This is a genomic window from Desulforamulus aquiferis, assembly GCF_030577015.1.
GTDB classification, from domain to species: Bacteria; Bacillota; Desulfotomaculia; order Desulfotomaculales; family Desulfotomaculaceae; genus Desulfotomaculum; species Desulfotomaculum aquiferis.
On sequence record NZ_JARPTC010000004.1, the window covers coordinates 96,873 to 111,152 of the forward strand.

The following is a 14,280-nucleotide window of genomic DNA, read 5'->3' on the forward strand; positions in this document are numbered from 1 at the left end:
TGCACCTACCCAATCATATTAGATATTTTATCACCTAAAACTTCTTTTTGTAAGGATATTAATTCCATAATACCGGCCGTTGCCAGGTCTAATAAACTATTCATTTCATCCCGTGAAAAGGTCGCCTCTTCACCTGTACCCTGTATTTCCACAAATCTGCCTGTTCCTGTCATTATCACATTCATATCGACCTCGGCGGCACTGTCCTCGGCATAGCACAAATCCAGCACCGGAACTCCATTAACCATGCCTACACTGGTGGCAGCAATAAAATCCTTAACAGGCATTTCTTTAAGCATACCCTGTTCCATGAGTTTATTCAAGGCCAACATCATTGCTACATAGGCGCCTGTAATGGAGGCAGTCCTGGTGCCTCCATCGGCCTGGATAACATCACAATCCAAAGTTACAGTGCGCTCGCCCAGGGCTTCCAAATCAACCACAGACCGCAGGGAACGACCAATTAGCCGCTGAATTTCCATAGTGCGACCGCCAAGTTTACCCCTAGCCGCCTCTCTAATAGTTCTTGTTCCCGTGGCCCTAGGAATCATGGCATATTCTGCTGTAACCCATCCCTTTCCTAAGCCCTTCAAAAAAGGAGGCACCCTTTCTTCAACTGTGGCGGTACAAATAACTCTGGTATCGCCCACCTCTATCAGCACTGAGCCTTCGGCATACTTGTTATAATCTGTTGTCATATTTACTGTTCTTATTTGTCCTGGTTTTCTTCCGTCAACTCTCTCCATATAGATGGATAGCCTCCTTATGTAATCTGTTTGGATCTTCTGCGGGCCCGTCTAATGAGTTGGAATTGGTCCGGCGGTGTTAGCGGGCTTTCACCTTCAACCACCGGTCCAATCAGCCCCACCAACACATAAAGTTCTTGAATGGGGTCCCACATTAGTTCCTTGACCAATCTAAAATTTGTGACTTCGCTTGTCTTTTTAACATGTAGGCGTGGTCCAGTACAGGAATAGGAACCATCCCCCACCTTAATATGTGTCTCATCTTGATAGTAAATACAATGATCCTGAGCAATAATTGCCTTTACCCTATTTTCTAAGGCGTCTAAATCAATACTAGGTTTGTCTTCAAACTCCAGTACAAAGCCATGTTTTATATCACTGTGGACCTTTGGCTTCTTGATTCCTAATTCCTGGGTTAATATCCTGGTGGTGATATCTTCTGCCGTATGGGCCATCTTTCGATAGATTAGAGATTCAAAGACTATATCAGCAATTTCCTGGGGCTCAGGCCCAAAAATATTAGGTCTGGTAACGATAACTTCCTCTCCTATACCGATTAATATTTGGGCATTAATCTTCAGCATTTGATAAAGAAGATCAAAATGCTCAACAATAACTCTCCTGTCCTGCTTAATGGCTTCCTGTACTGCCTCAACAATTGCCCATGGTTGACTGAAGGCCATTTCAAATCTCATGTCCAAGTGATAGGTACGGCTTCTAAAATGCTTACGCCCAGCATCCTCTAACAGGGGCAGGGGTCTGACATTTATTCCATCATCGTCGTTAGTAAGCTCTAGACCAGGAAACATTCCCCTAATCAAAAGTGATTTTCCTGCTCCTGCGTCCCCTACAAAACCGATAAGGTGGTCCTCGGGGCTAAGGTAGCGATGGGCAAGGCTACCACCCAAGGCTAATAAGCGATATCTTCCCCTGGGGGCAAAGTAAACCGCGTGCATAAGATATTCATGAATTATCGAAGAAACCGGCATGTCATCTCCCCCTTAGAATTCTAAGTTGGCACCTTCCCTAGCCAATAGTACTTTCTGCCCGAAACCTTGCTCAGCCTGGTTTTGTAATTCAGAAAGAATATACTCTGGGTAAAAATGGGTTATCATTAGTTCCTTGACGCCAGCTTCCCTGGCCAATTCTCCGGCTTGCCGGGCAGTTAGATGGTTTTCTTTAAGATATTCAGCATCCTTATCCAGCCCACTGGCTTCACACAAGAAGACTTCAGCCCCGGCGGTAAATTTCACCAAGTTCGGATTATAGGCTGTATCCCCCGAAAAAACAAACCTTTTGCTTCCTTCAATTTTCATACTATAGCAGGGCAGATTATGTAAAGCCGGCATAAAGCTCACTTTAAGTCCAGCAATTGTTTCCTCCCTTGGTTCTAGTAAATGATCAATAATGTTAATTTTAAAGGCCTTTGTGAAGGAGGTTATTCTATTAAAATCCTCGGCAGGGCCACTTGGCAAATAAAGGGGTAGTAGTTTGTTCATCCGCCCCTCTCTGTTGGCAGACTCAACTGCATGTCTAAGGCAGTAGATATCCATTATATGATCAGGATGTAAATGACTTATAATAACAGCATCCAGTTCCTGGAGATCGATGTGTTGAATCAGACGGCTTAATACACCGTTACCAGCCTCAATAAGCAGATTTTTGCCCTTGTCTTGCAGCAGGTAACCTGAGCAGGCTCCACTAACTCTGGGATAGGGTGCCCAACAGCCCAGAACAGTAAGTTTCATATTTATGCTCACCTCATTATGATATGCTTTGCTCCATGGGAACAGCAGCCAATGGCTCCATTAAACTGGGGAAATTTCGGCACCATAACCGGCAGCTGCATTTCATTCTCAATTATTTTTACCAGTGCTTGGTTATGGGCCACTCCACCTGTAAAAACGATAAGGTTAGATTGAAGCTTAACCAGCATCGGCTTTATTCTTTTAAAGATTGTATAGTTAACTCCTGCTGCCAGTGATGCTACACTGTGCCCTTCAACCACCTTGCCAATCAATTCTGTTTCTCCAAATATTGCACAGGTAGAATTTAAATCTACAGGGTTCCGATGATGTTGTGATAGCTCCTCCATATCAATATCTAAGACCGTGGCCATATTTTCTAAATAACGCCCCGTGCTGGCAGCACATTTATCATTTGTTTGGAAATCCACCATTTTTCCCCGGGAAACCAACACAACTTTACTGTCCTGTCCCCCAAGATCCAGCAGTGTAAATTCCGAGAGGCCAGTTTGTTCAATTGCTCCCAGCACGTGGGCCTTTATCTCAGCGATTATTTCTGCCCCTTTAAGATTAATGGTTTGCCTGCCATAGCCGGTGGCAACCACCTTTTCAGGCGTTCCAAGACCCAGGGCAACCAGGTCGACCTCAAGTTGGCCGTCCCTATAGGTTCCATGATTACGGTAAAAAGAAACCGTATCGAACCTATTAAATTTATAACCGCTATCAGGTTCCCATAAAGCAACCTTCACATTCCGACTACCTAAATCAATTCCACAAATCAAAGTTTTCACCTCAGAATGTCCAAAAAGGCGTCCAGACGCATACGGGTACGGGCGTCCAATTTGTTTGGTTTATCCCCTTCTAGGGTCAGTATGGGGTATTTTAGCTTCTTGCGTATAATCAAATCCTCAATCTGCCTGTAGCAAAAGCTCTGGGCATAATGAATGACCCCATCAATCTGTCGTTTTTCAAGTTCCCTCGATATATCTTCCAGTCGATAAAAGATTCCATAGGGATAGCTGTAGACCCTGTACTGCTCAATAATATCCTCTATTTCAAAGGGCATGGTGAATTGCCGCTGGGTTTCATTAAAGACGATTCTGGCTCCACGTTCCTCTACATAATCGTATAAATCGTCTACAATGGGTGGAACTCCTATATAGGCAAGTCTCAAATCTGCCTTAATGGGTGTCCTTTCGGATAACTTATCAAGAAATTCATCCATCCTCTTTTCAAATTTGTCAGGTTCCCCATCAAAGTCACTACAGCTAACTTGATAAAGGTGATTTTCCCAGCCCCTGACCCTATTATCCTGCCAGGTAAGTCGATCAATTTCTTTAACCTTACGGCGAATCTCATCTAATCTTTTTTTTACTTGATAAACCTCTTGCCAGTTAGTCCCCAAAGCGGTGATAAGCTTTTCCATTTGAAGCTTAAGTAAATCATAATCCCTGTCAAAGGGAAAGGCGAAGGGGATAACCTTTACTCCCTCCATCTCCAGGGTTTCCATCAGGGCGTGGGTGTTACTGCAATCACCCTGGGTGACAGCAATCACCGTATTGATATCAGCACTCAGCCTTGTGGTGGAGTAAAGCCCCTTGATCCAGGCACAAAGATTACGGGGATAACCTGCTATCTCCGCCTCTTCTACCAATCCCTGTGGGTTGCTATGGGTTATAAAGATATTGTTTAAATCAACTGGAATCTTTCCTGCGGCATAGACCACCTCCATGGGAACAGTGGTGGTCATCCCAATCTTTTCCACTATATTACCCCCTTGGCCCTTAGCAGAGCCAGGGTACGGCTCATTTCATTATAGGTAATCATTAAGCCCTCATCTACACCCATTCCCGGCTTAGCCAACATTTGATCAGGTTGGGTAGCAATGCCAATGTGGACACAAACCTGGGCCGAGCGATCTGTTTCATTGCAGGTACCGCCCAGATAGGCCCCTACCCCGCCCCTTTTGGCGTAAAGTACAGCCTCAATGGTATTATTAATCCCACCGAGATCCGGGGTTTTAATTTGCACCATATGCCCGGCCCCGGCATCCACAAACTCACGAATATCCTCCAGGGTATTACACCATTCATCGGCTACAATTTCAACATTAACAGCCCTTTTCTTTAAAATACCGCATAGTTCTGCCAAGGCTTCAATCTGAGCTGGTTTGCTGCCCCTATCTGTAGGCCCTTCTATTCTTATTTGCAGGGGTGAGGCTGCCTGCTCAATCCCGGCCAAATAGTCTGCCATCCTGTATAAATCCTCATCAAAGGCTTGACCTATTGTGCCGTAAACATCAATATGCAGGACCGGGCGGTAATCTTCTCCTCCAAGCCTATGGGCCCTCTCCTTCAGCCAGGAAACATACTCCAAAAGTTTTTCTCCCCGGTTACCCAGCTTTTCAGCCACATTATTAATCAGCCCGTGGGGCAGCACGTCGGCCCTCTTGATAATGGTTTTATCGGCATTGGTATAGCGTTCGTCTCCCGTTTGAGTAAAAAGGGGCACCCTTTTATTTTCTAGATTACAATTATATTCTCGGGCAATAACCTCTGCCATACTGTGGCGGGAAGCTTTTGCTGCCGCATCTAACAAAGCCTGGGTAATGCCATAGCGTATGGCTGTGTGATATTGGTCCCCATCCGTTCTTCTAAGTCTGTCAAATTCCTCCGCCAGCTGCCTAAATCCCGTGATTTCCCTGTCCCTTAGTCTAGGCAGTATTTCCTGCTCTAAAACAGGTATAAATTCTTCTGCAATAAAAAGTGGGTCTCGTCCCCCGGCACCGGAATACTGAACCGCAGCACAGTCCCCATAAGCTACCGAGCCATCCTCCAAAAGAAGCATAATGGATATAGACTCCCCCCTCTGCCTAACGGCAGAAAAACCATTTGTAACTGGTTCCCCCAATAGGGCAAAGCCGTCTTGCCTGCGTCCCATCTTAATTGCCTTTTGATCATCAAAATAAAAGCCGGTTAAACCCGGCGAAACAACAGCACCGATAATTCTCATGATTTGACTCCCCTCTTATGCTTCTAAGCAACAACTAACGGGGCTTGCCTACTAACATTCCCTTACCAATGGCATAGATATCGTCAATAACCATTTGAAAGCTAGGCTCCCTTCCTTCAGCTTTGCCCCTGGTGGCTATTTTTTCCCTGTGAATATCCTTTATATCATCCCCAAAGGGTAGGTTGCCAAAATCAAGAAGTCTAACCGCCCCATGATGATCCCTGGCCGGTAGTAACCGACCTAGATTAAACCTGCTGGGGGCAAAGGGTACATCAATAACACCAGCTTGAAACCCCCTAACTGTTCCTAAGGCTATATCCCCTTCACCAAATTCAAGGAGCCGTTCCAAAATAGCCCTGGTTTCTGCCTTAATTAGATCCTTTTCATTCTTTAGCTCTATTGTCTCCAGTAATGGTTGATCCTTAAGCATATTTAGGACTTGTTTGGTAGCCTTAATTCCGGCTGAATTAGCTTCCTTGGTAGGGATGCCTAGGGCCTCATGGGGCGTTTTAACAATAACCTTAGTGGCTTTAGACATGGCGGCAGTGGCAGCTCCCCAGCTAATTACACCAAAGGCCTTGCTTTCATCCTGGGGAAAACCTCCCATCCATTGGTGAAAAACCGTGGTAACAACTGTATCTCGATAGCCGAATCTCCCTAGATACTCCTCTGCCAATTCCTCCAGGGAACGTATGGCAGCCACATCCTGAATTAGATTGCCGCATTGGCCATACCCAAGGGTTAAACTTTTTACCCCTTGCTCAGCGGCCAGCAGGGCCTCGATTATAGCTATGCTGTGGGAAATGCAAGGAGGAACTAAAGTTCCGGTTAGGGGACCAAAGGGTTCCCTGTTTATGGAAATACCCTTATCTTCATAATAACCCACCAGCCTATCGACATATTGCCAATCCCTGATGGACCTTTCCAAAGGAACATCCTTGGCGTAAGGTATATTATAGGATATGCCCCCTCCCTCGTAGGCAGTAAAACCTCCCGCCAGGGTTATTTCCGCCAATAACCTGGCATCCGGGGTACCATGCCGTACTTGAATGGGTGCTTTAACTGCCTCAACAACCTCTCTGCAGGCATCTAAACCATGATTTACCGCCGGAAAACCGTTAAGCATGGACCGACCTACCGAGCGACTCTCTTCAATGCCAGCCTGGGCTTCATTATAGCGATTTTGTCTGGTATAGCTGTCAATGGTGGTTGGCAAAAGGTCTGCCCCTCCCTCATTGACCAAATACTGCAGCAGGTCGATGTGTTCAAGGACAAGTGCTACACCTGCCCTTGGCTGGGCCAGGGTTATTCCCTCTTTCTTGGCAGCTTCCAATTTACTGGCAAATCGACGATCCTGGGGCAGTTTAGATTGATAATCAATGGCCTCTTCCAAATCAACTTCCTGTCCGGTGGGCCAAGTATTTAGTACACCCTGACGAAGTTCCATAAATTTATCCCAGTCAAGTTTTTTATTGATCAGTTGCAACTATTTCACTCCCTCACTAGATCTCTACCAATTGTTTTTTTAATAAACCCAGGGCAGCCTTAGGGTTAACCTCCGCCAATAACCCTGCCGCCCCTAGTATATAATCCTTATCCAGCATAAGCTTTGGATTTTTAGGTTTAAGAATTGTTGTCTGGTCAGATTTATCACTGACCCCCAGCAGAATATCACCAGGTTTGGCATGATTTACAATTACACCCCCGGTACCGATAACACAGGGAGTGCTGGTTAAATCTTTACCATGCTGGACGTATACTGCACCCATGGGTGTCCACATGGTTTCCAATGTGCCTGAGTGCCTTTCTACGGCTAGTTCTGTAGCTGCCCTAGCCATAGCAGTTTCTATTTTCCATTGTTCCTCGGTTTCGGGCAGATAATCAATGTTCTGACGCACCCGCTCAATATAAGATGCAATAGCTAGCTCCGTTACCCCTGATTGGGAAGCGAGTTTGCCAATGCTAACCGATTCCAATAAAGAGCGTGCACTGACCCTCATACCCAGATCACCTTCAACAGTTCTCTTGGCAAAGGGCTCCGGTATTCCCTTATAGGTAACACCTGATTTTGTAGGAAAACCATCCGACATTGAATGGATATCCGTTGTAGCGCCTCCAATATCAACAATTATCAAGTCGCCCCAGCCTGGCTCACCCTCTGTACCTTTGGATAAAAGCTTGCCAGCCTCAAGGACTGCCGCCGGGGTTGGCATTAATACCCCTTGAATATAACTTTCCGCCCTTTTAAGCCCTTTTGCCTCAACTATCTTTTCAAGAAACGTATTTCGGATAGTTTCCCTGGCTGGTTCCACATTCAATTTATTCAATTCAGGCAGAACATTTTTAGTTATAATGGCATCTTTACCGGCACGAACCAGAATATCCTTAACTTCTTCAGCTGCAGACTTATTGCCGGCGATAATTACTGTCTCACCGCATTTTGCCTCAGCCAGCATATGGGCGTTGTGGATAATTGTATCGCGATTACCCCCGTCGGTTCCTCCCGCTAATAAAATAATGTCCGGGCAGCTAGCTTCAATCTCCTCTATTTCAATCCGGGTAAGCTGATGGGCATATACTCCCAATACACGGGCTCCTGCCCCTAGGGCAGCCTGTCTGGCAGCTTCCACCGTGAGATCTTTAACCAGGCCAATAGCCACCATACGCAGGCCTCCTGCTGCACTGCTGCAGGCCAGCTTATATTTGAACTCCGGCAAATCTCCACCAAAAGCCGGTCTGATTTTCTCCAGAGCTTGTTCCAGTCCTTCTAAAATATTTGTTTCCACTGTTGTGATGGCTTTGGCAGTAGCTATAATTTCCACCCCGCTAATATCAACGGCTGTGATTTTTGTATAGGTGCTGCCAAAATCAATTAATAGGGCCAGCTCCATACCGGTCCCTCCTAACATTTCTGGGTAAAACCAAGATCTCGCAAAATATCATCTATAGCGTCCTGGGGCATGGTACCAGGAGGATAGGCACGGTCAAAACCCATATGGATAAATTTTTTCTCCACCTCGTTCCAGTCCTGCTTGCCCACCACCAGATTGCCTCCGACATACATCTTGATTTTACCTACCCCTGCCTCTATTGCCTTTTCACGTAAGCCCCGACAATCTATCTCACCATGACCGTATAGGGAAGAAACCAGTATGGCATCTGCGTTAGTTTCGACTGCCGCATTGACAAATTCTTCCTGGGATGCCATTACACCGATGTTGATCACTTTAAAACCAGCCTCGCTGAGAGCATATTCAAGAATGCGATTGCCCACGGCATGTACATCTGCTCCAATTACTCCCAAAACCAGCGTCAATTGTCTTGTTTCCTCAGCCACCAGCAAGACCTCCTACTTAATATCTAAAGATAATGTATACAAGATTTTCTTTAGTTTCTCCTATTTTGGAATACTTTCCTCCTAAATAAAGATATTTTTGTTAAACTTTTTTCGCACCAAAAAAATACCCTGGTTTCATCCAGGGTATTTCAGACTGTTGAAAAAGATACAAATGGGTTTTAATAATCCTGAACAGCGACATTCGGAGCAGTGGAAACAGCGCTTCGCGAAGCTGAGGATGCGAAAATGGGTGAGCGGACATGGACGTCCGCGAAAGCCTGAGGTAAACACGATGTTTACTCGAAGGCGGCCCATTTTCGCCCGAAGCAAGGGATTAGCGCTGTCCACTGCGGAGATAGGAGTCGTGAGGGATTATTAAAACCCGAATATAGGTAGTTTCTCGAAAATCTGAAATACCCCGGTTTTATCCAGGGTATTTCGATAATACTTATTGGCCTGCAAAGTAGGCAGTAATACCTCGGGCAATAGCCTCAGCAGCCCTTTGCCTAAATTGCTCTGTAGCAAGCATTTGTTCCTCTTCACTATTAGATAAAAAGGCTGTTTCAACTAATATACTTGGCATCATACTGGTGCGAAGAACTGCAAAGTTTGACTGCAGCACACCAATATCCCTGCGGCCCAGTGTACTAACAAGCTCCCGCTGCACATCTCCCGCTAAGCGGGAGCGATCATTCCGTTGGTCATAAAGGCCTGGAATGCTTGACGGAGCATAAAAGAAAGTAGATGTTCCGGCAATGGCTGGGTTGGTGTTGGCATTGGCATGGATACTTACAAAGATGTCTGCGTTCTGGTCATTAGCCATCCGGGTACGTTCATATAAATCAACGTAAACGTCGGTGGTACGGCTAAACAGCACCGTTGCACCCTGCTGCCTTAATATCTGTGCCAGTTTCATAGTTGTGTCTAGATTTACATCCTTTTCTTTTAAACCATTTTTGCCTGTGGCCCCTGCGTCATAACCGCCATGACCAGGATCAAGGAAGATAACCCGCCCCTCAAGGCTGTTGCTATATGTTATTCCGGCTACCTCCAAGGTGAGTGCCTTTTTATCTGGAGCTAAGCTGGCCTTTACTCTGGCATACTGTTTTAAGTCAACAACAATTCGTAAAGTATAGGGGTCTTCACTGAAAATACCGGTACGAACCTTATCAACTATTTTAGTGTTGCCATTGATAGTTTCAGGGATGTTATTTAAGTCAACGTCCGTTAGGTTGACCACAAACCTGTTTGGATTGCTTAGGGTAAAGGTATTGTATTCGATGGCCTTGTCACTGACAATATTGACATAGGTTACATCATTTTTCTCTACAATCTGCACATCAACTAGTTTAGCTTCCGGAACATTCCCTGGGGGAACCTGGTTTCCTGAACCATTATTTGGATCAGGCTTTGTTGAGGGTAACCAACCAAGATCAGCATCGGCCGGTGGTGGTGGTTCTGGCTGGTCAACCACTGATACTAGCCATCCTGCTACCCAGGCTGTATTTCCATTCTCCTGTCTTACTTGCAGCCAATCCCCTGACCGGCTAATGATGGGTAGTCGTACTCCCCTGCTGACTTGCCCGGCAACATTGTGGTCAGTGCCTGGACCTCCTCTGAGATTCATGCTATCAGAATTAATTACTGCAACTTGACTCGATGAGGTAGAAGGATTAGTGGGTGTTGTTGCTGGAGTCGGATTATGTATGGTGACTAGCCAATTAGCTACCCAACCGGTAATACTGCCGGACTGTACCCTTACCCAATCCCCACTCTCGGACAATACAGTAAACTTATCCCCCTTTTTCGCACTCCCTGCCAAGGCAAAGTTTGTACCGGCCCCGCTCCTAATGTTGACAGTGTCTGCTGTAACCTCTGCCACTTTACTGCCCGTGGTGGCAGTATTTGACGGAGTAGTTTGGGTTGAGGCTGTGTTCTGAACTGATACTAACCAGTTGGCCACCCAGCCTTTAATGTTACCAAACTGGATTTGGTACCAATCCCCATTCTGGGCGAGAATTGTAAGTTTGTCTCCCTTTTTAGCACTTCCAGCAATATTGAAGTTTGTGCCTGGCCCACTACGAATATTCAGTGTGGTCCCTGTTACTTCGGCTATTTTTCCCTGGTTTGAGGTTGTGCCCCTGGATACGGCGGTATCCTGAACTGATACAAGCCACCCAGCTACCCAGGCGGTCTTATCCCCAAATTGAATCTTATACCAGTCGCCACTTTTGCCGGTAACGGTCAACCGATCCCCTTTGTTTATTTGCCCTACAATGGCACTGCTGGTATTAGGACTACTGCGCAAATTTAGCTTGTCCACACTTGATATAGCCAGCTGTGCTGCCTCAGCCAGGCGAAGGCCTCCAGCCAGGAGTATAAATAACCCCAGCCCCGCCAGGAGGGCAAATTTTAGAAACCGGTTTCTTTGGATATCCAGCGTCATCTCTACCTTCCTTTCGGGATCCGCATACCATAAAAATTTTCTACCTTATTAGACGAAATACCTGCTTATTTTGTAACAATAAGAACGGTAAATTAAGGTATCAAATTATAAATTATCATTATTTGTTATTAAATGTAGCTAAGCTTTAAAACCTGTTTTCATTGCTAGCTATTTACAGCATAAGTAGACAATTATATGTAAATATTTATATTGTCTGCTCCATTTTAGCTAGACAAAATTCATTGGAGGGATTTAGCGAATGTCAAAATACCGAAACTTGTTAATCCCGGCTTTTATTGCCATTTTTATGATGTTGCCAATTCACCCTTCCGGTGCAAATGAAGTTGATTTTCACTGCTGCCCCTTCAATGAAGATATTGATCGAGTTCTAATTCCCAGCAATCCGCCCATGCAAGGAGAAGATGTAACTACTCTGCAATTGGAGTTACAGGCATTAAACTATTATAATGGGCCTATTACCGGGGTATATGGCCCCATGACCCAAACTTCCGTTAAAAGTTTTCAATCGAAAAACAACCTTATCCCTGATGGTGTCGTGAATATAGAGACATGGCATAATCTTGCTTTACAAGTGGAACACCCGGTAACTAAAACTGAAAAAATCCCACCACCCACTGGTGAAATAGCTATCATCGTTGATACAACAAAAAGAAAACTCACTATTTTTTCTGACGGACAACCATATAAACAATTTAATATTGCCTGTGGCAAACCCTCCACTCCATCACCCGTTGGAACCTGGAAGGTGGTGCATAAGGCAACAAATTGGGGGACTGGCTTTGGAACTAGGTGGCTGGGGCTTAATGTGCCTTGGGGCAAATATGGCATTCATGGAACTAACAAACCCTTTTCTATCGGAAGCTATGCCAGCCATGGCTGCATACGTATGCATAATACCAGTGTGGAACAGCTTTATCCTTGGGTACCTAGAAACACTCCTGTTTATATAATAGGAAGTCCTTTTGGTGTACCCGGCCAATCCCATGGACGTCTTGTCCGGGGTGATCGTGGTTCTGACGTTTATGAAGTCCAGCGAACATTGAAGAGATTAGGTTACTACGAGCAGGATCTTGACGGTATTTTTGGTCACGGTCTTGAGACTGCCATTAAAGAATTTCGTAAAGCACACGGGCTGCCAATGGATAACTGTGTTGATCAGGAAGTATATAAAGCACTTGGGCTATAGTATTATCAGAAAATCCAAAGGTCCGGCTTATGCCAGACCCCCAGTATTAATTAACTATTATTGCTTGCCGATTTGACTCAAATACTTCCTCTTTATATCTGGTAATCTTTGGCCTCCAATCTAGCTGCCGTAATAACTGATTGTAATCCTCCTGGGTAATATCACCCCATTTTTTCCCTAACATAGACACAAAAACCGCTTCCATAACGTTGGTGCCAAAGGTTCGTCCATGAAACTCCGGCGTGGTGGTTACTAAAACCCCGGCCCCCCGCTCCTTAAGTAACTTCACGTCTGATTCAGTGGTTGTATTAGTTATTATTATTTGTCCGTTCATTTTGCCTGGCAAATGCTTTCTGATCAAATGATAGTCTCCGGCTATCACTTCTGCATCCTGATAATATTTAGCAAATTTAGCTGACTTTGCTGAATTATGCTTATCCTGTTTGGCTCCGGTGGGATAAATAATTTGAAAGGGAAGCCTTGAAACTATTGGCATCAATTTATTGGCTATACTCTTTAATTTTTCCAGGGAATATATTGGGTAGCGGATACCTAAAGAAAATATCAAATCGCCAAAGGTTATGCGGCAACCTATTTTTGTCAAAGCTTCAGCCATCCCGAAACGATCCATGGCACTGACCATTAATACCTTAGTCTCCTGCTTAATCAATCCTTGTTGCACAAGATGTCTAACAACTTCCCTTTCTAGAGTATTTTTTAGACCACTACCATCAACAACCGGAGTGACTTTGACTGATTGCATTAAACGCAAGCCGTCATGAATAACATACCTGTTGTTCCCAGCATATAGATAAACATCAATCCCGCCCAAGCCGATGGCATCTACCATTCCGTCTAATTCCTGGAGCATGGCTATAGCCTTATTGATGTCCCCATCGGTCCCCCTTCTACTTATCTCAAACCTTTGACCAAGAAGTTCCACATTAACTGTATGATCTCTTTTTGATGAACCGAGACTAACACTTACTACCTTTTTCACGTAAACACCTCCGGGCAAAAACCTTACCCTAATTTTAACCAAAAGTTTATTAGTTAAAGCAGTATTTTTGGCAATAAATTTTTCTTGTACTAAGAAGAACCGCTTTATCAGCGGTTCTTCCACTTGTATTTACCCTTCTGTACAGTGATGTCATATTCGTCCAGCAAATCCAGGACCTCATCGTAACTTGATAGATAGCCCGACTTAACAGCCTTAATTTGTTGGTCTGAAAAAGTAATACCGGTATTTTCTCCCCTAGGAGCAGTTACCTCCACCAATCTCCTAAATCGGTTTTCTATCATCTTGACACCCCCATTTTAGAAGAGCTTATAGCGCCCCCCCATGCTTATTTAGCACCTGGGCAGCTCTTTCGCCTAACTCATCGGTGGTTACTACTGTAACCAGGAAAGCCTTACCTCCTGCAACGCCGTAATCATGTGCAGCCATACCACTTACCGATGGGTCCGCAGCCCTTAAAATTCTAGCATCAGAATTTGAAAACCTATCTTGATTCTCAGAAAACAAAGTGAGACCAGTTATGGTTTCCGCATCATTCAGAGGATTATTTAGATGGGAATCATTAGTTATACCATACCTGGAAATTCTATCTAGGCTTATATCCGTGATTCCAATCTCCTTTATCTCATCAACAGCTGCTTGAGCCTTGGTACTGGAGGGAAAGTAAGCCAGAATAGAACGCATACCCTTTGGTAATGTCAATTTTAAAGACCCCTTTCCAAATTGTTTGTTAGTTTGCCCTTTATAAGTGAAAATTAGACTAAATAAT

The 14,280-nt window shown here is 44.8% G+C and carries 14 protein-coding genes; 1 reads left to right on the forward strand and 13 read right to left on the reverse strand.

The annotated features are described in order from the left end of the window. Positions 1-5: 5 nt before the first annotated feature. The 10 genes from rph to P6N53_RS03750 all read right to left on the reverse strand — a co-directional run bounded on the left by rph (position 6) and on the right by P6N53_RS03750 (position 11,286). The gene (gene rph / locus P6N53_RS03705; protein WP_304541284.1) at positions 6-746 is read right to left on the reverse strand and encodes a ribonuclease PH; all 741 of its coding nucleotides are present in this window, start codon (positions 744-746) and stop codon (positions 6-8) included. Positions 747-763: 17 nt separating this feature from the next. Further along, positions 764-1,735, reverse strand: a complete 972-nt coding sequence (locus P6N53_RS03710; RefSeq protein ID WP_304541286.1) for an alanine-tRNA synthetase second additional domain-containing protein — start codon at positions 1,733-1,735, stop codon at positions 764-766. A 12-nt stretch (positions 1,736-1,747) separates the two neighbouring features. Beyond that, the gene (locus tag P6N53_RS03715) at positions 1,748-2,494 is read right to left on the reverse strand and encodes an MBL fold metallo-hydrolase (protein ID WP_304541287.1); all 747 of its coding nucleotides are present in this window, start codon (positions 2,492-2,494) and stop codon (positions 1,748-1,750) included. 8 nt (positions 2,495-2,502) lie between these two features. Beyond that, positions 2,503-3,273, reverse strand: coding sequence for an acyl-CoA dehydratase activase (locus P6N53_RS03720; RefSeq protein WP_304541385.1), 771 nt, complete (start codon positions 3,271-3,273; stop codon positions 2,503-2,505). A gap of 5 nt (positions 3,274-3,278) precedes the next feature. Then, complete coding sequence (locus tag P6N53_RS03725; RefSeq protein WP_304541288.1) at positions 3,279-4,256, reverse strand: 2-hydroxyacyl-CoA dehydratase family protein; 978 nt, start codon at positions 4,254-4,256, stop codon at positions 3,279-3,281. Continuing rightward, complete coding sequence (locus P6N53_RS03730; protein ID WP_304541290.1) at positions 4,256-5,503, reverse strand: methylaspartate ammonia-lyase; 1,248 nt, start codon at positions 5,501-5,503, stop codon at positions 4,256-4,258. The genes P6N53_RS03725 and P6N53_RS03730 overlap by 1 nt, the downstream gene beginning before the upstream one ends. A 34-nt stretch (positions 5,504-5,537) precedes the next feature. Then, a complete protein-coding gene (locus P6N53_RS03735) occupies positions 5,538-6,989 on the reverse strand; it encodes a methylaspartate mutase subunit E (RefSeq protein ID WP_304541292.1) in 1,452 nt (483 codons plus the stop codon). Positions 6,990-7,005: 16 nt separating this feature from the next. After that, positions 7,006-8,394, reverse strand: a complete 1,389-nt coding sequence (glmL, locus tag P6N53_RS03740; RefSeq protein ID WP_304541293.1) for a methylaspartate mutase accessory protein GlmL — start codon at positions 8,392-8,394, stop codon at positions 7,006-7,008. 11 nt (positions 8,395-8,405) lie between these two features. Further along, complete coding sequence (glmS, locus tag P6N53_RS03745; protein ID WP_304541295.1) at positions 8,406-8,840, reverse strand: methylaspartate mutase subunit S; 435 nt, start codon at positions 8,838-8,840, stop codon at positions 8,406-8,408. Between the two features lie 448 nt (positions 8,841-9,288). Then, a complete protein-coding gene (locus P6N53_RS03750; RefSeq protein WP_304541297.1) occupies positions 9,289-11,286 on the reverse strand; it encodes an SH3 domain-containing protein in 1,998 nt (665 codons plus the stop codon). A gap of 259 nt (positions 11,287-11,545) precedes the next feature. Here P6N53_RS03750 and P6N53_RS03755 point away from each other — a divergent pair, with 259 nt between their 5' ends. Then, positions 11,546-12,493, forward strand: coding sequence for a L,D-transpeptidase family protein (locus tag P6N53_RS03755; protein WP_304541298.1), 948 nt, complete (start codon positions 11,546-11,548; stop codon positions 12,491-12,493). A gap of 46 nt (positions 12,494-12,539) precedes the next feature. Here the strand turns inward: P6N53_RS03755 and P6N53_RS03760 are convergent, their stop codons facing one another. From P6N53_RS03760 to P6N53_RS03770, 3 genes are all read right to left on the reverse strand, one after another. After that, on the reverse strand, positions 12,540-13,493 hold the full coding sequence (locus P6N53_RS03760; RefSeq protein ID WP_304541300.1) for a DUF8754 domain-containing protein: 954 nt from the start codon (positions 13,491-13,493) through the stop codon (positions 12,540-12,542). Positions 13,494-13,600: 107 nt separating this feature from the next. Then, positions 13,601-13,795, reverse strand: coding sequence for a hypothetical protein (locus tag P6N53_RS03765; RefSeq protein WP_304541301.1), 195 nt, complete (start codon positions 13,793-13,795; stop codon positions 13,601-13,603). A 25-nt stretch (positions 13,796-13,820) separates the two neighbouring features. Further along, on the reverse strand, positions 13,821-14,213 hold the full coding sequence (locus P6N53_RS03770; protein WP_304541302.1) for a hypothetical protein: 393 nt from the start codon (positions 14,211-14,213) through the stop codon (positions 13,821-13,823). Positions 14,214-14,280: the final 67 nt, after the last annotated feature.

Bases quoted from the DNA above. Each gene is read 5' to 3' on its own strand.
- rph (WP_304541284.1), bottom strand. From the start codon at position 746: ATGGAGAGAGTTGACGGAAGAAAACCAGGACAAATAAGAACAGTAAAT.
- P6N53_RS03710 (WP_304541286.1), bottom strand. From the start codon at position 1,735: ATGCCGGTTTCTTCGATAATTCATGAATATCTTATGCACGCGGTTTAC.
- P6N53_RS03715 (WP_304541287.1), bottom strand. From the start codon at position 2,494: ATGAAACTTACTGTTCTGGGCTGTTGGGCACCCTATCCCAGAGTTAGT.
- P6N53_RS03730 (WP_304541290.1), bottom strand. From the start codon at position 5,503: ATGAGAATTATCGGTGCTGTTGTTTCGCCGGGTTTAACCGGCTTTTAT.
- glmL (WP_304541293.1), bottom strand. From the start codon at position 8,394: ATGGAGCTGGCCCTATTAATTGATTTTGGCAGCACCTATACAAAAATC.
- P6N53_RS03750 (WP_304541297.1), bottom strand. From the start codon at position 11,286: ATGACGCTGGATATCCAAAGAAACCGGTTTCTAAAATTTGCCCTCCTG.
- P6N53_RS03755 (WP_304541298.1), top strand. From the start codon at position 11,546: ATGTCAAAATACCGAAACTTGTTAATCCCGGCTTTTATTGCCATTTTT.
- P6N53_RS03765 (WP_304541301.1), bottom strand. From the start codon at position 13,795: ATGATAGAAAACCGATTTAGGAGATTGGTGGAGGTAACTGCTCCTAGG.